The 17988-nt window shown below is 73.2% G+C and carries 13 protein-coding genes and 1 pseudogene; 7 read left to right on the forward strand and 7 right to left on the reverse strand.

Features of this window, described 5'->3' with window-relative positions; all coding sequences use genetic code 11:
* Positions 1–8 precede the first annotated feature (8 nt).
* Positions 9–1001 carry a GlxA family transcriptional regulator gene (locus OG338_RS17170; RefSeq protein WP_405938165.1) on the reverse strand — a complete coding sequence of 331 codons (993 nt, stop codon included), beginning with the start codon at positions 999–1001 and terminating at the stop codon, positions 9–11.
* 104 nt (positions 1002–1105) lie between these two features.
* Between OG338_RS17170 and OG338_RS17175 the strand changes: the two genes are divergently transcribed.
* Positions 1106–2386, forward strand: a complete 1281-nt coding sequence (locus OG338_RS17175; RefSeq protein WP_405938166.1) for an MFS transporter — start codon at positions 1106–1108, stop codon at positions 2384–2386.
* A gap of 67 nt (positions 2387–2453) precedes the next feature.
* Here OG338_RS17175 and OG338_RS17180 read toward each other — a convergent pair whose 3' ends face one another.
* Positions 2454–2786 (reverse strand): hypothetical protein, encoded by a 333-nt coding sequence (locus OG338_RS17180; protein ID WP_405938167.1) that lies wholly within the window; start codon positions 2784–2786, stop codon positions 2454–2456.
* Between the two features lie 170 nt (positions 2787–2956).
* Between OG338_RS17180 and OG338_RS17185 the strand changes: the two genes are divergently transcribed.
* Positions 2957–4276: an MFS transporter gene (locus tag OG338_RS17185; protein WP_405938168.1), complete on the forward strand. Its 1320-nt coding sequence runs from the start codon at positions 2957–2959 to the stop codon at positions 4274–4276.
* 29 nt (positions 4277–4305) lie between these two features.
* Entirely contained in the window at positions 4306–5187 is an 882-nt protein-coding gene (locus OG338_RS17190; RefSeq protein ID WP_405938169.1) for a hypothetical protein, read from the forward strand.
* Positions 5188–5190: 3 nt separating this feature from the next.
* Here the strand turns inward: OG338_RS17190 and OG338_RS17195 are convergent, their stop codons facing one another.
* On the reverse strand, positions 5191–6381 hold the full coding sequence (locus OG338_RS17195; protein WP_405938170.1) for a flavin-containing monooxygenase: 1191 nt from the start codon (positions 6379–6381) through the stop codon (positions 5191–5193).
* 306 nt (positions 6382–6687) lie between these two features.
* Between OG338_RS17195 and OG338_RS17200 the strand changes: the two genes are divergently transcribed.
* The 3 genes and pseudogenes from OG338_RS17200 (at position 6688) to OG338_RS17210 (ending at position 8665) form a co-directional block, all read left to right on the forward strand.
* Positions 6688–7914, forward strand: coding sequence for an RNA-guided endonuclease InsQ/TnpB family protein (locus OG338_RS17200; protein WP_405938171.1), 1227 nt, complete (start codon positions 6688–6690; stop codon positions 7912–7914).
* Between the two features lie 136 nt (positions 7915–8050).
* Positions 8051–8223 (forward strand): annotated as a pseudogene (locus OG338_RS17205) (thioesterase family protein); the annotation flags it as partial.
* A 49-nt stretch (positions 8224–8272) separates the two neighbouring features.
* Entirely contained in the window at positions 8273–8665 is a 393-nt protein-coding gene (locus tag OG338_RS17210; RefSeq protein WP_405938172.1) for a DUF6193 family natural product biosynthesis protein, read from the forward strand.
* Here the strand turns inward: OG338_RS17210 and OG338_RS17215 are convergent.
* From OG338_RS17215 to OG338_RS17230, 4 genes are all read right to left on the reverse strand, one after another.
* Positions 8662–10749, reverse strand: a complete 2088-nt coding sequence (locus tag OG338_RS17215) for an ATP-binding protein (protein WP_405938173.1) — start codon at positions 10747–10749, stop codon at positions 8662–8664. The genes OG338_RS17210 and OG338_RS17215 overlap by 4 nt on opposite strands.
* Positions 10746–11456 (reverse strand): DUF4255 domain-containing protein, encoded by a 711-nt coding sequence (locus OG338_RS17220; RefSeq protein WP_405938174.1) that lies wholly within the window; start codon positions 11454–11456, stop codon positions 10746–10748. The genes OG338_RS17215 and OG338_RS17220 overlap by 4 nt, the downstream gene beginning before the upstream one ends.
* On the reverse strand, positions 11453–14638 hold the full coding sequence (locus OG338_RS17225; protein ID WP_405938175.1) for a hypothetical protein: 3186 nt from the start codon (positions 14636–14638) through the stop codon (positions 11453–11455). Before OG338_RS17225 ends, OG338_RS17220 begins: the two co-directional genes overlap by 4 nt.
* 706 nt (positions 14639–15344) lie before the next feature.
* Positions 15345–16067 carry a response regulator transcription factor gene (locus tag OG338_RS17230; RefSeq protein ID WP_405938176.1) on the reverse strand — a complete coding sequence of 241 codons (723 nt, stop codon included), beginning with the start codon at positions 16065–16067 and terminating at the stop codon, positions 15345–15347.
* A 440-nt stretch (positions 16068–16507) separates the two neighbouring features.
* Between OG338_RS17230 and OG338_RS17235 the strand changes: the two genes are divergently transcribed.
* Positions 16508–17818 carry a hydrolytic protein gene (locus OG338_RS17235; RefSeq protein ID WP_405940451.1) on the forward strand — a complete coding sequence of 437 codons (1311 nt, stop codon included), beginning with the start codon at positions 16508–16510 and terminating at the stop codon, positions 17816–17818.
* The last annotated feature ends 170 nt before the right edge of the window (positions 17819–17988 follow it).

Here is a 17988-nt window from a genome sequence, read left to right on the forward strand (position 1 = left end):
GCTGGGCGCTAGGCGCTCCTCCCCGCCGTCGAGCGGAACGTGCGGCGGTACACCGTCGGCGAGACGCCCAGCGCCGTCTGGAGGTGCTGCCGCAGTGACGTGGAGGTGCCGAAGCCGGCGTCCCGGGCGACCTGGTCGATGGACAGGTCCGTGGACTCCAGGAGCCGGCGCGCCAGCTCCACGCGCTGCTGGGTGAGCCACTGCACGGGGCTGACGCCGACCTCCTCGCGGAACCGCCGGGTGAACGTCCGTACGCTCATCGACTCCTGCTGGGCCATGTCCCGCAGCAGGATCGGCCGCTCCAGCCGGTCCAGCGCCCAGGCCCGCGCGGTCGTCGTCGTGGCGAACCGGTTGTCCGGCACGGGCCGCTGAATGTACTGCGCCTGGCCCCCGTCCCGGTGCGGCGGCACGACCGTGCGCCGGGCGACGTCGTTGGCGACGGCGGTCCCGTGGTCGCGCCGCACCATGTGCAGGCAGAGGTCGATCCCGGCGGCGACCCCGGCGGACGTCAGCACGTCCCCGTCGTCGATGAACAGCACGTCCGGGTCGACCCGGATGCCGGGGAAGAGCCGCTGGAAGTGGTCGGCGGAGGCCCAGTGCGTGGTGGCGGGGCGCCCGTCGAGGAAGCCGGCGGCGGCCAGCACGTAGCTGCCGGTGCAGATGGACACCATCCGGGTGCCCGGCCGGATGTGCCGGAACGCGGCGGCCAGCTCGTCGGTCAGCCGCCCCTCGTCGTACACGGGCCCCAGCTCGTAACTGGCCGGGACGACGACCGTGTCGGCCGTGGCGAGCGCCTCCGGCCCGTGCTCGACCATGATCGAGAAGTCCGAGTCGGTGTGGACCGGCCCCGGCGGCCGGACCGAGCAGGTCACGACGTCGTACAGCTTCCGCGCCCGGTTCTGCTGCTCCAGGGGGCGGGCGAGCCCGAAAATCCGCTGGGGGATGCCCAGTTCGAAGGGGAGCAGCCCGTCGAGAGCGAGAACGACGACCCGGTGCGGCACAGCGGACTCCCTTCGGCCGGCAGGGCCTGTAAAAAAAGCCTCTGGCTGGTATAGACCATAAGCTGATACATGTCATCGGTGTGAAGGAAAAGTCAGCAGACTCCGTGCGCATTCCCGCCGCGGACCCCCAGGCCGCCCCCGGCGGCCCGTCCCCTCTCCCGCCCCTGCCGCCCCTCTTCGGCGAGGAGCCCGGCAGGCAGCTCTGGAACCGTAACTTCAGGCTGTTCTTCGTCGCCCGCACCGCCGCCGTCTTCGGCGACGGCATGATCCCCGTCGCCCTGACCGCGGGGCTCCTCGGCGCCGGCCGCCCGGCCTCGTCGGTCGGTTACGCGCTGGCCTGCTGGATGGGCCCGCTCGCCGTGTTCGTGCTGTTCGGCGGGGTCCTCGCGGACCGGTTCACACCGCGCCGCATGATGATCATCGCGGACGCGCTCCGGCTCGTCGGCGCCACCGTGCTCGCCGTGTCCTTCGCGACCGGCAACCCGCCGCTCTGGGCGGTGTACGCGCTCAGCTCGGTCGCCGGTGTCGGCGCGGCCCTGTTCCAGCCGGGCGTCGCGTCCACCGTGCCGCGCGTCGCCCCGGACGTGCAGCGCGCCAACGCCACGCTGCGGGTGTCCGAAGCGCTGATGACCATGGCGGGCCCCGCCTTCGCGGGCCTCCTCGTCGGGCTGGCGAGCGCGGGCGCGGTGTACGCCGCCAACGCCTCGACCTTCCTGGTCTCCGGCGCCTGCCTCTTCCTGCTCCGGCTCGCCCCGGCCCCCTCGGACGAGGCGCCGCGCGGCTCGTTCCTCGCCGAGCTGGTGGACGGCTGGCGGGAGTTCACCGCGCGCAGCTGGCTCTGGGGCGTGATCGCCGTCTGGACGGTGTACGGCTTCGCCGTGCTCGGCCCGATGCTTCCGCTCACCGCCGTCCGGGTCACCGAGGCGCACGGCTCGGGGACGTACGGCGCGATGATGGCGGTGAACGGCGCGGGCAGCGTCGTCGGCGGCCTGCTCGCCCTGCGCCTTCGCCCGCGCCGCCCCCTCGCGGCGGGCGCCGTCGCGCTGACCGGCGTCTGCGCGAACCTCGTCGTGCTGGGCCTCGGGCTCTCCGTGGCGGCCCTGGGCGCGGGCCAGTTCGTGGCGGGCGCGGCCTCCGCGTTCTGGCTGGTGATGTGGTCCACCACGGTCCAGACCCACGTACCGCCCGAATCCCTCAACCGCCTGCACGCGTACGACGTCGCCGGATCGCTGCTCATGGTGGCGGCGGGGCGCGCGCTCGCGGGGCCGCTCGCGGACCAACTGGGCGCCCCGGAGGTGCTGTTCGCCGGTGCGGTGGTCAACATGCTGGCGGTGGCCGTGCTGCTCGCGGCCCGCCCGATCCGCCGCCTGGAACGGATCGGCTGAGGGGCTTGATTTCGCCGCGCCGCTGCCCCGGTTCGGGAAGGACCGGTAGGGGGCAAGGGCGGGAGCGTTACTTGTTGCGCGCCCGCTCCTCGGACTGCTGCATCTCGATGACCCGCAGGACGTGTGCGCTGGTGTGGCGGCGCACGAGTCCGGCGACGAGCAGCCCCGTACCGACCACCGAGAGCGGGGCGGAAATGCCCAGCAGGGTCAGCTGCTTGGGCATGGTGGTGTCCATTTCGCAGCGGGAGTAGGCGCGGAAGCAGTACAGCGTGTCCTCGGTGTCCCAGATCAGGGAGCCGACCCACACCCACAGTACGCAGGAGATGAGCAGGAGCAGGACGCCCCAGCCCTGCATCAGCGACGACCCGTGGTTGAAGCGCTGGCGTTCGGCCCACTGCATGGAAATCCCCCGAGGGTTGGACGAAGCGGCATGCGCACGGTGTGGCTGCCGCAGGGCGAGGCAGATCGTATGCACAGACGAGCAGCCCTCCGGGGAGCGTGGCCCGAATCTTGCGAAGCATGACCCTCGGGCCACTCGTTGGAGCCGGGCCGGGCCCGGATGCTGGGCAGGTGAATCCGACAACCGAGAGCGTTGCTCCCGTCGCCCCCGCGCCCAACGTCCCCGGGAAGCCCGGCCGGTGGCGTATCCACCGTGCCTGGATCGTCGCCGCCGTCACCTTCGTGACGATCATCGGCGGGGCCGCCTTCAACTCCCTGCCCGGGCTCCTCTTCGACCCGCTCCAGGACGACTTCGGCTGGTCGCGCGGGCAGATCGGGCTCGCCGTCTCCATCGACATGGGGCTGTACGGGCTCACCGCGCCGTTCGCCGCCGCGCTGATGGACCGGTTCGGCATCCGCCGGGTGGTGGCCGTGGCGCTGACCATGGTCGCGGCCGGGGCGCTGGCGAGTGTGTGGATGACGGCGGCCTGGCAGTTGATGCTCTACTGGGGCCTCCTCGTGGGGCTCGGCACGGGTTCGATGGCGCTGGCGTTCTCCGCGACGGTCACCAATCGCTGGTTCACCACCCGGCGCGGTCTGGTGACCGGTGTCCTCACCGCCGCCGGGGCCTCCGGGCAGCTGGTCTTTCTGCCCCTCTGCGCGTGGATCGTGGACCGGCACGGCTGGCGCCCGGCCTCGGTGACCGTGGCGCTGGCGGCCCTCGTCGTCGTCCCGTTCGTGTGGCTCCTGATGCGCGACCACCCGGCCGACGTGGGGCTCGCCCCGTACGGCGGCGAGTACGCCGAGAAGCCGGCGCCCGCGCGGGGGGCGGCGGGCCGGACCGTGCGGGTGCTGTTCGACGCGGCGCGCACGGGTCCGTTCTGGTTGCTGGCCGGGTCCTTCGCGATCTGCGGCGCCTCCACCAACGGCCTGATCCGTACGCACTTCATTCCCTCGGCGCACGACCACCACATGCCCATCACCGACGCCGCCTCGCTCCTCGCGGTCATCGGGATCTTCGACATCATCGGCACGATCTTCTCCGGCTGGCTCACCGACCGCTTCGACGCGCGCCGCCTGCTGGCGGTGTACTACGCCCTGCGCGGTATCTCGCTGCTCTTCCTGCCGCTCCTGATGCAGGCCACGGTGGAGCCGCCGATGGTCTTCTTCATCGTCTTCTACGGCCTCGACTGGGTCGCCACGGTCCCCCCGACCCTGGCCCTGTGCCGCGAGCAGTACGGCGACGACAGCGCGATCGTCTTCGGCTGGGTCCTGGCCTCGCACCAGCTGGGCGCGGCGCTGGTCGCGTTCCTGGGCGGGGTGGCGCGGGACTACTTCGGTACGTATGACGTGGTCTGGTACGCGGCGGGGGCGCTGTGCGCGGTGGCGACGCTGATGGTGCTGGTGATTCGGCGGGTCCGGGGGCCCGCCGGGACGGCGCTGTTGGCGTAGGGCCAAAATGCACGTGGGAGGGGGTTCCCATGTCGGAGAACACCGCGGAGCGGGTACGGGAACGAGCCGAGGCGTCCGAAGGGCCACCGCCGGTGTGGTCGGGGCGGGCGGTCGCCGCCGGCGCGGGTGCGCTGTACGTGGGGGCCGCGCTCGCCGTCGAGGTGTACGGCTTCGCGGGGCTTGCCGCCGAGGCGCCCGCCCAGGGGGAAGGGCCCGAGGGAGCCATGCTCGTCGTGCCGTTCCTCACCTGCCTCGGCGTCCCGTCCGCCCTGGTGGCGAACGTGTGGCTGGTCCTGCCCACGGTGTCGGCGGCCCGCTGGGCGAGCGCGCGGCTGACCGGGCGCGATGCCTGGTGGTGGGTGCCGGTCATGGCCCTGGTGCCGGTGAGCGCGGCCACGGCCGTCGTCGGGATCTCGAAGCACCTGGGAGCCGGTGCGCCGGCCTGGGCATGGCTGACCGGCGTGGTGCTGCTCGCCGGGGCCGCGCTCATCGCGCGGGACGCCGCGCTGCACGGGCGGCGGCTGCTGCGCGTACTCGGCTACGGCGGGCTGGCGGCGGTGGCCGTGTTCGGCGTGGGCGCTGCGGCGTTCGGGACCGGGCTGGTCACCGAGTACAGCCCACCGAAGGTGAACGCCGCGGGGCTCGTGGGTACCTGGAGCGACGGGCACGGCGGCATCCTGCGGCTGTCACCCGACGGTACGGCCCGCGCCGACGACCTCAAGTTCCACTGCACCGGAACGGGTACCTGGTCGTACGCACCCGACGGTCCTACCGCCTGGGACCAGCTCGTGCTGACCGAGTTCGAGGACTGCGCGCCCGACTGGCGGATCAGTGGTACGCCCGGGCACCCGAAGCTGAACCGGGAATACGGCGTGGTGGACGACCCGCACTGGTACACCCTCACCCGCTGACCCTCAACGCCCCTTGCGGGCCACCCGCTTCGCGATCCGTTCCGCGTCCCGGGCCAGTTCGCGGAGCATGCCGCTGATCGGGTTCGTGAAGCCGGTGAAGTACAGGCCGGGGGCCTGTTTCGGGGTGCGGGGGCCGTGGACGGCCGGGCGGCCCCGGTCGTCCAGGACGCCGAGGTGGCCGACCAGGGGTTCGAGGGCCCGGACGTAGCCGGTGGCCGCGATCACGACCTCCGGGGTGGCCCGGGTGCCGTCCGCGAGGACCACCGCGTCCTTGTCGAACGACTCGACGGCCGCCACCGGGACGACCCGGCCCCGCTTCACCGCGTCGATCAGGCCGACGTCCTGGACCGGGATCGCGCCCTCCTTGACGCGGGAGTACAGGCCCGTGCCGGGGCGGGGCAGCCCGTGTTCGGAGAGGTCGGGGACGGCGGCGCGGGCCATCAGGCGGCCGGCCCGGTCCACCAGGGCGACGGGCAGCCGGCGGACCAGGATGCCGGTCGCCTGCGCGGGCCAGCCCGCCGTGGAGCGGCGCACGATGTGCGGGACGGTGCGCACCGCGAGGCGTACGCGCGCGGCACCGCCTTCCACGAGGTCGACGGCGATCTCCGCGCCGGTGTTGCCGACGCCGACGACCAGGACGTCCCTGCCCGCGTACGGGGCCGGGGAGCGGTAGTCCGAGGCGTGCAGCAGCTCCCCGGTGAACGTCTCGCGGCCCGGCCAGTCCGGCAGGCGCGGGGTGTGGTTGAAGCCGGTGGCGACGACGACGGCGCGCCCGGTCAGCTCCCGGCCGCCGCTCGCGCTCAGCCGCCAGCCGGTGCCGTCCGCCGCGCGGTCGATCCGGGAGACCTCGACGCCGGTGATCACTTCCAGCTCGTGGTGTTCCGCATACTTCTCCAGGTACCGCACGACGTTGTCCCGGGCCACCCAGCGCCCGAACTTCCGCGGCATCGGGAGCCCCGGCAGCGCGGACCAGCGGCGGGTGGTGTGCAGATGCAGCCGGTCGTAGTGGCCCCGCCAGGACGTGCCGACGGCCCCGGACTTCTCCAGCACGACCGCCCGGACGCCCCGCGCGCGCAGGGCGGCCGCCGCGGCGAGTCCGCCGGGGCCGCCGCCGACGACGTAGACGGGGCGGTCCTCGGTGAGGTCGGTGGGGGCCGGGGAGGTGCTACCGGCGGTAGGTGCGCTGTCGGACATGCTTCGGAGCGTAATCGCGTGACTGCTTGATGGGTCTCGGTCAAGACCGGAATCGATTGCGAATTGATCACGCTCGAACGCGGGTGCGGGGCGAGGTGCCCGCGTGCGGGCCGGAACGCCCCCGGTGGCACGCTGGGGGATGCCCGATCCGTACAGCTGTGAGGGAAGCGATCTGTTGAACACCGGCAGCTACTGGACCGAATCGCTTCTGTTGCTCTATGTACTGGCGGAAGACGAATGCACAGTGACGACCGGTACGAATGTTCTGATATTCGGTCATGGCCCAACGGTCTTATGGTTTTCGGTGTGCAGCTTCGGTACTCCTTCCGTGCGTACCCGAATGGTCCTCAGCGTGTTGCGCTGTCGAGGGCGTTCGGGTGCGCTCGGGTCGTGTTCAACGACGCGTTGCGCGCCCGGAAGGACGCGCACGAGCAGGGGCTGCCGTTCCTGAGGTCCGGGGAGCTGTCGAAGCAGGTCATCACCGAGGCGAAGAGGACTCCGGCACGGGCGTGGCTGGGTGAGGTATCGGCGGTGGTGTTGCAGCAGTCGCTGCGGGACCTGGACGCGGCGTTCACGAACTTCTTCGCGTCGCTGAAGGGGACCCGTAAGGGGCCGAAGGTCGCGGAGCCGCGGTTCAAGTCCCGGAAGGACAGCCGTCAGTCGGTCCGCTTCACGAAGAACGCCCGGTGGAGGATCACTCCGGGTGGGGATCTGGTGCTGCCGAAGATCGGCGCGGTGCGGGTGAAGTGGTCCCGTGCCCTGCCCTCGGTCCCTTCCACGGTGACGGTGGTCAAGGATGCGGCCGGGCGGTATTTCGCCTCCTTCGTCGTGGAGGCCGGGCCTGAACCGCTGCCCGTGGTGGAGTCGGTGGTGGGTGTCGATCTCGGGCTCGGACACTTTGCGGTCCTGTCGGACGGGACGAAGGTCGCCGGCCCCAGGTTTTTGCGGCGGGCGGAGAAGAAGCTGAAGCGGGAGCAGCGCAGCCTGTCCCGCAAGGCCAGGGGTTCGAAGAACCGGGAGAAGGCGCGGGTGAAGGTGGCCCGTGCTCATGCGCGGGTGGCTGATGCGCGGCGCGAGTTCCATCACCAGTTGTCCACACAGGTCATTCGCGAGAACCAAGCGGTGGCTGTGGAGGATCTGGCGGTGAACGGGCTCGCCCGCACCCGTCTCGCGAAGTCCGTGCACGATGCGGGGTGGGCGTCGTTCGTCGCGATGCTGGAGTACAAGGCCGCTCTGTACGGGCGGGTCTTCATCCGGATCGGTCGTTTTGAGCCCACGAGTCAGGTGTGTTCCGTCTGTGGTACCAAGGACGGCCCCAAGCCCCTCCACATCCGGGTGTGGCAGTGCCAGGGGTGCGGAGCCGTCCTGGACCGGGACATCAACGCGGCGGTCAACGTCGCACTGGCCGCCGGACTGGCGGTATCAGCCTGTCGAGCGCAGGTAGGCCCGGGATCTCTGATCCCGGCACAGCGCGAAGAAGCAGGAACCCACCGAGACGGTCAACCGACCGTGGCAGGAATCCCCGTCCTTTAGGGCGGGGAGCGGGAGTCAATACGAGCGCATCGACGCAAACCGTCGAGAAGCCGACCGCCCTGGCGAGCGGCGCGTGGAGCGCGGACGAGGTGCACTTCAGCCCGTTCAGCGGACTCCTCGTCCAGCCGTCGAGCGCCCCAACGTGGACCTGACGATCCATCTGCACCGCCGGCCCGGGGCCGCTGGACCGGCCTCGACACCACAGTCGTCTTCGGTCCCACCGGCCAGGGCCTCACCAGCACGGTCCTGCACGACATCGACGGGCCGGTCGGCCGGGCGGAGCAGATTCTCACCGTCCGCCCGCTCTGAGCTCGGCGTATGCCGGCGTCGCCGGCGGCATGGCGGTCATGATGTCCCCATGACATCGGGACCATCGAGCGGTGAAGCCGTCGAAGCGGGCTGGCAGGAGGTCCGCGCCGACGGGCGTGTCCGCCCGGAGCTGCTGGAAGCCGCGTATGCCGAACCGCGCCTGCGGCAGCTGTTCCCCTGGACCGGCATGGGCGAGCTGCACTTCAGCCGGTGCACCGAAGGGCGGTGGACGTGGGACATCCCCTACATCCAGCCTGATACCGGAGGCCGCTACTGGGTATCGGGTCCTCTCCGTTCGCAGACCGTGGGGCCTGCGGAGACGGTCTCGCAAGCCATCGCCATGGTCGTGGAGCGCCTTCCGGCCGGATGCGGGCCGGCCTTCCTCGGCACTCCGGACGAACTCGCGGTCCACGAAGCCGGGCCGCCCGGGGCAAGGGCCTAACCCCGCCGTCTCGTGCGCTCCAGCCACGGGCCGAACTCGCTCTCCAGGACCAGCCGTCCGAGCTTCCGGTACTCCGCCAGCACCGCCCCGACCAGCTGTTCCGTGTCCAGGGGGCGGCCCGACTCCGCCGCCTGGTACGCGGCGGTGACCGCGCAGGCGCGGATCGAGCCGCCCGTCAGCTCGAAGCGGTCCGCGCAGGTCGGCAGGTCGAGGTCCGGGGCGCGGGGGATCTCCGTACCCAGGCAGCGTTCCCACAGGGCCAGGCGTTGCTGGGCGTCCGGTACGGGGAAGTCGGCGACCACGTCGAGGCGGCGGGTGAACGCCTCGTCCAGGTTGGCGCGCAGGTTGGTCGTGAGGACGGCGATGCCGTCGAAGGACTCGACGCGCTGGAGCAGGTACGCCGACTCGACGTTCGCGTGCCGGTCCTGGGCGTCCTTGACCTGCGAGCGCTTGCCGAATACGGCGTCCGCCTCGTCGAACAGCAGCACCGCGTTGACCTCGGACGCCTCCACGAAGATGCGTTCCAGGTTCTTCTCGGTCTCCCCGACGTACTTGTCGACCACGGACGACAGGTCGACCACGTACAGCTCCATGCCCAGGTCCGCCGCGACGACCTCGGCCGACATGGTCTTGCCGGTCCCGGACTCCCCGGCGAACAGCGCGACGATGCCCCGCCCCCGGCCGCCGCCCGGCCGCATCCGCCAGCGGCCGAGCACCTGATCGCGGTGGCGGGCGCGCAGGGCCAGGTCGGAGAGCTGGCGGCGGGTCGCCGGGGGCAGCACCAGGTCGTCCCAGCCGACCGTGGGATCGATGCGCCGGGCGAGCCGGGCGAGCCCCGCGCCGTTCTGCGCGCGGACGGCGGTCCGCAGGTCGGCGGCGCCCACCGGGCGGCCCTCCTGCGCGGCCAGCCGGGCGGCCACGTCGGCGGCCCGGCGGATCTGGCCGGAGTCCAGCCGGTACGCCCGGGTGGCGTCCGCGAGGCGGGCGTCGGCCTCCGCCGTCCCGGCGGCGAGACCGGCCCCCGCACCGGCCCCGGTGAGCGCGCCGCGCCACCGCCGTACCGCGTCCGCCGGGTCCGGCGGCGGGACCGGGACCGTCACCGGGCTCGCCCCGGCCCACAACGGGTCCCAGTGCTTCCGCCCGTACACCAGCAACGGTGAGCCGCCGCCGAGCGCCGCGCACAGCGCCCCGAGCAGCGCGGCGCCCTTGGGCTGTTCCGGGGCCAGCGTCTCCAGCGGCCCGAGCACGAGCCCGCCGCCGCTCAGCCGGGCCTCGGTCGCCAGCATCCCGACCGCCCGCGCCGGTTCGGGCGCCGCCGCCAGGGCCGCCGGGTCCACGACGAGCGGGCGCAGCCCGGACGCGGCGAGCGCGCCGACGGCGAGCCGGGCCGGGTCGCCGCCCCGGTCCAGCAGATGCGTGAACCCGCTCCCCGTCCCGGCCGCCGCCGCGACCCGCCGGGCCACCGGGCCGTCGTCCGGCTCCCCGTCCGGGCCCGCCACCCGGACCAGCCCGTGCAGCCGCGCGTCCACCTCGTCGTCGCCGAGCAGATGCGCGGTGATCCGGTCCGGGACGCGCAACACCCTGGACAGCAGCGGGCGTTCGGGCTCCAGCACCTCCACGAGCCCGGCCGCGACGAGCGGCGCGGCCGGCGCGAACCGGAACCGGCCGGGCCCCGCGCCGGGCAGCCCGCACAGTTCGAGCGCCAGCCCGATCGTGGCGCGGCGCCGGGTCAGGTCGTCGTTGAGATACCCGTACAGCCGCTCGAACCGCGCGTCGACGTCCGGCGCCATGGCGACGAGCAGCAGGTCCACGTCCGGCCCGGTCAGCCCGAACCGCCCGGCCAGCTCCGCGATCCGCCCGCGCTCGGCGGGCGGTTCGGACCCGAGGTCCGGTACGGGGAGGAACGCGTCCCGCGAGTCCAGGACCCGCTCGACACCGGAAGGCGTGAGGTACTGCCCCCGCAGGGGATCGTCCGGCGCGGGGTCCCCCTCGTGCCGCAGCGCGACGGCGGCCCGCACCCGCCGCTCGACCTGCCCGAGCCGTTCCCAGAGCTCGGCGAGGGGGAGCTGCTGAACGGTGGTCACCGGGCGACCCCGCCCCCGCGCCGCCGCCGCCCGGGCGGCAATCGGCGCTCGCGTTCCGTCGCGAAGCCCTCGCCGGACGCGTCCGTGGGGCCCTCGTACCGCAGGCGGCGGCCCGGTTCCGCCGGCTCGCCGTCCACGGCGGCGGCCGTGCGTATGAGCAGGCCCTCGGTGACCGGTGGGCCGGTGGGGTCCAACTCGCCGGAGAGCGGGGCCCATACGCGTACGTCGATCGCGGCCTTCAGCTCGCCGCCCAGCGCGGACCAGACGTCGACCGTGGACGGGCGGTCGCCCGAGCCCGCCGACGCGGCCTCCATCTCGACCGTGAGGGCGAGGTCGGCGAGGCTGCCGGTGAGCATCCGCGCGGGCAGTGCGCGGGTGCGGATCAGGCAGCGCAACACCTCGGAGAGCAGGCGGTGTTCGTCCTGGGGGCGGTTGGTCCACGCCGTCACCAGGTAGGTCAGCTCGAACCAGCGCGGGGGTTCGCGGCGGCCGGTGACCAGGCCCTCGGAGTCGTACTCCTCGGACGTGCCGCTGCGGCGGCGGGTCGCGTCCTCGCGGATGCCGTACAGGAAGACGCTCACCGTGGGGGCGTTGCGGCGGGCGGACCAGTCCTTCGTCGGGGCGTCGAAGACCAGGTCGACGCCGCTGTCCTCCAGGCCCGCGTCCACCAGCAACAGCCGCAGGGCCTCGTCCACTTCGTGGATCACCGGCGCCCCATCTCGTCCGGCGGGACCAGGTTGCCCGTCACCACGAGGAAGTCCGTCTTCACCGGCGAGAAGCCGGGTCCTGACGCGGTGATCGTGCGCGGCCCGGTCCGGTCCTTGACCAGGATCAGGAGCTGGGCGATGAACGTGCCGTCACGGCCCGGCAGGGTGGGCGCGGCGGCGGCCGTGATCCCGGGCTTCCAGGCCAGTTTCACGGGCACCCCGGGCGGGAAGTCCTTGCCGCGCACCGAGGTGACGAACCCGGGCTTGCCGATCTCCGGCACCGAGACGATCCGGGGCTGGAGGATGCGCAGCGGGATACGGGAGACGTTGTCGCCCCGGTCCGCGTCGGTGCCGGTGGTGGTCAGCGTGGCGGTGATCCGGGTCCTGACGGCGTGGTCCGGGGCGAGCACCACCCGCAGGACCGAGGAGGCGCCCGGCGCCAGGTCGGGGAGCGCGCACACCCCGCCGGCGCAGCCCGCCGGGAGCGTCGCCACGGGGATGCCGGCGGGCAGCCCGAGCCGCAGCCGGAGGCCGGTGGCCAGGGCGTTCTTCCCGTTGCGGACGGTGTACGTGACCACGACCCGGCCGCCGGCATAGCCCGGGCTGGGCTGTGCGCGTACGACGACACCGGGACCGGCCTCGGGCACGGGCGGCAGGGGCGGCTGCGCGGGCGGCTGTGCGGCCGGGGGCGGCAGCTTGGGCGGGGTCGCCGGTCCGGAGGGCGGCGGGCTGGGCAGGTCGGGCGTGGTGCGGACCCGTACGGTCGTGCCGGTGGCGTTGTCCGTGGGGTTCGGGTCCACGACCGCGCCGTTGACCGACCAGCCCAGCTGCCAGGGCCCGTTGGTGACGCCGATGAGCCGCACGGTGACCGGCACCTCGTCGCCGGGCGCCAGCACCCCGAGGTCGCAGGCCGGGGAGTCCCCGGCACACGGGCCCGTGGGCGTGGTCATGCCGTCCAGCCGGACGCCCGGCGGGAGGTCGGCGACCAGGGTGGTGCCGGGGGAGGAGGCAGGGCCGTTGTTGGTGACGGTGACCGTGACGGTCACCGAGGAGCCGGTCTCCACGGTGGGCGCGGTGGGCGGCGCGGTGACGGCCAGGTCCACCTTCTGCTGGAACGCGGGCTCCTTCTGCCGGCCGGGCAGCTCCGCGGTGAGCGGGGTCAGGGTGCCGGTGGCCAGGTCTAGTCGGGAGAGCTGCTCCGGGGCGCTGGGCGCCCGGCCCCGGCGGTGGCTGAGGACCAGCCGGGAGGCGTCCGGCGACCAGGCCACGTCACGCGGCTGGTAAGGGCCGGTCGTCTCGACGTCCGGGATCTTCGCGGCGCACGCGCCGGGGTCGTCGCTCCGGCCGGCCGGCAGGACGACCCGGCAGTCCGTCCCGTCCGGCGCGATGACGACGACGCTGGCCCGCTGGTTGATCTGGTCCGCGCGGTCCTTGCGGTTGAAGGCGATGGACCTGCCGTCCGGCGAGAACGCGGGGCTGTCGTCGATGACCTTGCACTCGCCGGGGCAGCCGCCGGTGCGGCTGAGGTCCAGCTGCTGCTCCAGCGCCTTCACCGGCGCGGTCCAGACGTGCTTGATGCCGCCGAGGCCCCGGATGACCTCGGCCCGGGTGAATGCCAGCAGGGTGCCGTCCGAGGACCAGGCGGGCTGCGCGTCGGCGCCGCTGACCTCGCCCTCGGGCGGCACGACCTCGCCGGTGATGCGCCCGGAGGCCACGTCCGCGACGAGCACCCGGCTGGTCCAGGAGCCGTCCGTACCGGGCGTGGACCGGGTGAAGGCGAGCCGGGTGCCGTCCGGCGAGAACGAGGGGTCGGTGTCCCGGTCCCGGGGGCCGCGCCCGTCCAGCTTCATGGCCGAGGGGTGCGTACCGTCCGTGTCGGCGAGCCAGATGCGCTGGACCCGCTGCCCGTCGATGGTCTCGAAGCGGGTCACGGCGATCTGGCGCCCGTCGGGCGTGTACGTCTGCCGCTCGGTCCACGGGTCGTAGCCCTCGCCCGGGTGGAACAGCGGGTCGTCGGCGGGGTCGTCGCTGGTGTTGGTCTTGGCGGCGGGGTCCTCGCGCAGGACGTCGATCCGCAGGTCGCGCGGGTCGGAGCCGTCCTGCCGCATGTCCTGGAGCGTGACGAGGGCGGCGTCCTTCGTGGTGCGGCGGGTGACGACCGCGGACCAGGAGTCCGGGGAGCCGAGCGCCGCCGGGGGCCCCACCTCGCGGTCCTCGTCGAGCACCATGTGCGGGGCGGGGTCGCCGAGGGACACGATCCGGTACACGTGGTCGTAGACGGAGCAGCCGCAGTCCGTGTTGGGGCTGAGGAAGAGCAGGCCCTCGCCGTCCGGCAGCCAGGCCGAGGAGCGGGAGCCCCAGTCGTCGCCGAGCCCGGTCAGCACCGGCCGGGCGGTCCCGGGCCCGTCGGTGACGCGCAGCCGGTGACCGGTGTCCGTGTCGGAGGCCGGCTCGACGTGCAGCGTGTACGAGACGCGGGACCGGTGCACGTCGTCGTCCACCGGATTCCACTCGGGCTCGTCCGCGTCGCCCTCCGCGCTGTCGCTGAGGCAGGTCACCGGGCCGCCGCCCAAGTCGCGGGCGTAGACCTGGGTGCCGGGCTCGGGCCCGCCGTCGCTCGCGTACGCGATGCGGGTGCCGTCCGGGGAGAGCGTCGGGGACGTCTCGTCCGCCGGGGTGTCCGTCAGCTGCCGGGGCTTCCCGGACCCGTCGGCGGGCACCGACCACAGGTCCCGGCGGCCGGCGTTCCCGGGCGCGTCGAAGACCACGGTCCGGCCGTCGCGGGAGAGTTCGGGATGCGCGGCGTCCATCCCGGAGGTCAGCCGCCGTACGGTGCCGTCCGCGCCGCGTACGTACACCTGGGGGCGCACCTCGTCCCGGAGGCCGGTGAAGACGAGCGCGTCGCCGCGCCCGTAGGCGTCCTGGTCGTAGTGGGCCGGGCCGCCACCCCCGAACAGGTCCTCGGTCTCCTTCTCGGACGTGACCCGGCCGAGGCTGCGGTGCCCCGTGCCGGCGAAGGCGATCCGCCCGGTGTCGGCCACCGCCTTCGTCGCGGCGGCGGCCGGCTGGGCGCCCTGCGGGGCGGACACGGACCCCGCCACCAGCAACGGCGTCAGCAGCACGACCGCGCCGCCGAGCCGGCGCAACCGGGCTCCCCTTGCCGGGCCAGCAGGACCGCCCACAGTCCACCTCACAGTCTGGATCGATGGTTCTCCACCTGGATCGATGGTTCTCCACAGTGAGCATCCGCCGCCGGAGACCGGCGGAACAGGGCCGGGAGTACCCGGGGCGGGGGAAGAGGGGGTGCCCTTTGCGGCTGCCGGGCCCGTCAGGCCAGCCGCGTGGTGCCGTAGGTCCGGGCGACGAAGTTGAACCGCAGCACGAACTGCACCCCGCACCCGCTCGTTCACATCGCCGGAGGCCATCGCGGTCAGGGCTTCGAGCACGTGCTGCACGCTCATGCCCGGCGCCTTGCCCAGCGAGGTGGTGATCCCGGCCGCGTGGGCCGGGCTCCCGATGAGCTCGATGTGCGGCTGCTGGTCCTCGGCGATCCGGATCACCAGGGTGAATCCGCGCCCCGCGTACTCGATGCGGAACACCGACTGGAGGCCGTCCGCCCACGCCTCCCGGATGGAGTCCGTCCGCCGCCCTCGCCGATGACGACGTGGTGGCCGCTGGTGTAGGCGCGGGCCCCGACCCCGGCGGCGGACGCGCGGGCCGCTCCGGCGCCTGCCCGGCCCGCCGCAGCAGGTGCAGGGCGGCCGCGTTGCCCAGGGTGCGCTGGACCTCCAGGAGTCCGGCCCGTTCGGCGGGGGCCGGTCCGCGCGATGGGCCGGACCGGGGCACCGAGGGGGCAACCGCGGCTGCCCTCCCGGTACCGACGGTGCGTCAGATCAGTCCGTGCCGCATCGCATACCCCACCGCGTGGGCCCGGTTGCGCAGATTGAGCCGGGTTGCGACCTCGTGCAGCACGTTCTTCACGGTGCGTTCGGAGTACGAGGTCTTCTCCGCGATCTCCGCGGTGCCGTAGCCCTCCGACACCAGCCGGATCATCTCCGCCTCCCGGGTCGTGAGCGTGGACAGCGAGAGGCCCCTCGGGTCCAGGACCGAGCGGTGCAGGCTGCTGACGTGGTCGATGAGCTTGCCGAGGAGGTCCCCGGGAAGGACCCCCTCGCCCCTCGCGATGGCCGTCACGAGATGGACCAGCCGGTCCTGGTCGGCCTCCCCGCGCCGCAGCACGGCGGCCACCCCGTACTCGATGAGTGTCTGGAGGGCGCCCGCCTCGAAGTAGCCGACGACCAGGCCGGTCCGGGTCGCGGTGTTGCGCTGGAGGCGGTGCAGGAGCTGGACGGCGGGCTCGTTCACCACGTCCACCACCACCAGGGAGACCTGGGCCCGGTCCGCCTCCGCCTCCGGGACCAGCTCGATCTCCGGGCGCCGGCGCAGCTGTTGCACCACCCCGGTCCGGAGGATCAGGTCCTCCGCGTACACCGCCACCGAGACCCGGCCGGACGCCGGGGCGGATATCCCCGGCGCGGGCTGCTCGGGCGGGGCGAGGGCGCGGTGGCCCGCCGCCCCCGTCGTCGTCATGTCTGTCGTGATCGTCGTCATGTGCTCGTCCTTCCGGGCCGCTTCCGCCGCATTCCGTTACGTCCGGTGCCGTACGCGTACGCCACGCACCGGCAGGGCGACCTGGCCCGGGGATGCGGTGCGGGCATCCGGCGCGGGTGTGCCCTAGGGCCTGTCTGACAATTCCCGTCTGCCGGGCGACGCCATGCACGCACTCTCGCCGCACCGGCCCCAGACCCCAGTACATCCAGTACAGGGGTCTGGGGCCGGCACGCCGAGAAGTGGGGTCTCCCCTGTTCGAGCGGAGCCGAGAACTTGGGGATGCACCTGACGCCGCCCGGCCCGCCCTCCGGGCGGACGACGGGAATTGTCAGACAGGCCCTAGGGGCACCGCCCCTGCCCGTACATTGCCCTCGCGCCCCTGCTGCCGGGGGCGCGGTGCGGCCTAACGTCGCAGGGTGACCACATCTGCCGAACTCGCAATGCCCACGGTGACGGTGTCGCCCGGCGCCGAAGCGACGACCACGCTCACCGTGCGCAACGACGGGGACATCGTCGAGGCGTACACCCTCGACGTGGTCGGCGACTGTGCGGCGTGGACCACGGTGGAACCGGCCCGGGTCTCCCTCTACCCCGGCACCTCCGAGACCGTCACGGTGCGCTTCGCGCCGCCCCGGTCCCACGAGGTCCACGCCGGTGAAAAGCCTTTGGCTATACGGGTGTTGCCCGCCGAGCACCCCGAGTCGGTGGCCGTCCCCGAGATGACGGTGGTGGTCGAGCCGTTCCACGAGCTGCGCGCACGCCTGGAACCGGGGCGCCGCCGGGGCTGGCTGGGGGCCCGCTTCCGTACCGTCGTACAGAACCGTGGGAACGCTCCCACGGAGGTCGCGCTCGCGGCCCGGCAGCCCGGCGAGGAACTGCGCCTCGCGTTCACGCCGGAGCGCAGGAAGCTGGAGCCGGGCGAGTCCGCCGAGGCGGGCCTCAAGGTCCGGGCGCGGAAGCTGATCTGGTTCGGCGCGCCGGCCGCCTGGCCGTTCGAGGTGGTGGCCGGGGAGCCGGAGGACGCCGGGGCCGAGGGCCCGCGGCCGGGCAGGCCGGAGCCGCTGCCGGGCGAGTTCGCCCAAGTCCCGGTGTTCCCCAAGTGGTTGCTGATCCTGCTCGCGGCGGTCCTCGCGCTGCTGCTCGCCTGGTTCGCGCTGGTGCGCCCGGCCGTCCGCTCCACTGCCGAGGAGGCGGGCGCCAAGGCCGCGCAGGAGGAGAACCGGCAGCCCGGGCAGGGCGGTTCGGCCTCGGGCGGCGGGCAGCAGGACCCCCAGGGTCAGGGGGAGGGCTCGGCGGGTGCCGACGGGTCCGGCGGCGCGACGGGCGGTGCCGGCTCGACCGGGGGCGGCGGCTCGGGCGGTTCCGGTTCCGGTAACGGCGACGGCGAGCAGAGCTCCGAGACCATCGACGTGCAGACCGCCGCCGGGGGCCGGAAGGCCGGCACCTATGTGATCCCGGAAGGCAAGACTTTCGGGGTCACGGACATCGTCGTGGCCAATTTCCAGGGCGACGAGGGGCTGCTGACGATCTCCTTCGGCAAGCGGAAGATCACCACCATTGCCCTGGAGACGTTCAGGAACCAGGACTATCACTGGGTCACCCCCATTCAGATACCGGAGAAGGCGGCGGTCACCGTTTCCGTGACCTGTGCGAAGCCTGGGACTCCGGCCACCGGTAAGCAGGCTTCCGGATGCCACCAAGTGCTCAATGTGAGCGGCGTGCTGAGCGATGTCTCGCGAGAGGAACGATAGCGCCGGGACCCCATCGCGCTGTTCCGGCTGTGTGAACAGACGGGTTTCCCACCTGCGAGGATGCGCCACCGGGCGTTCATCCGGATGTGTCCCTTCACACACCCGGACACACCCGGAAGGACTGGACGGGTAAATGCGCGGACTGCGGTCACCAGGGGAATCACGGGGAT

Origin of the sequence: Streptomyces sp. NBC_00726, assembly GCF_045161735.1 — a bacterium.
Classification (GTDB): domain Bacteria; phylum Actinomycetota; class Actinomycetes; order Streptomycetales; family Streptomycetaceae; genus Streptomyces.

Coding starts and splice junctions, on each gene's coding strand:
- OG338_RS17180 (WP_405938167.1), bottom strand. CDS start 2,786: ATGCAGTGGGCCGAACGCCAGCGCTTCAACCACGGGTCGTCGCTGATG.
- OG338_RS17190 (WP_405938169.1), top strand. CDS start 4,306: ATGTCGGAGAACACCGCGGAGCGGGTACGGGAACGAGCCGAGGCGTCC.
- OG338_RS17195 (WP_405938170.1), bottom strand. CDS start 6,381: ATGTCCGACAGCGCACCTACCGCCGGTAGCACCTCCCCGGCCCCCACC.
- OG338_RS17210 (WP_405938172.1), top strand. CDS start 8,273: ATGACATCGGGACCATCGAGCGGTGAAGCCGTCGAAGCGGGCTGGCAG.
- OG338_RS17230 (WP_405938176.1), bottom strand. CDS start 16,067: ATGACGACGATCACGACAGACATGACGACGACGGGGGCGGCGGGCCAC.
- OG338_RS17235 (WP_405940451.1), top strand. CDS start 16,508: ATGCCCACGGTGACGGTGTCGCCCGGCGCCGAAGCGACGACCACGCTC.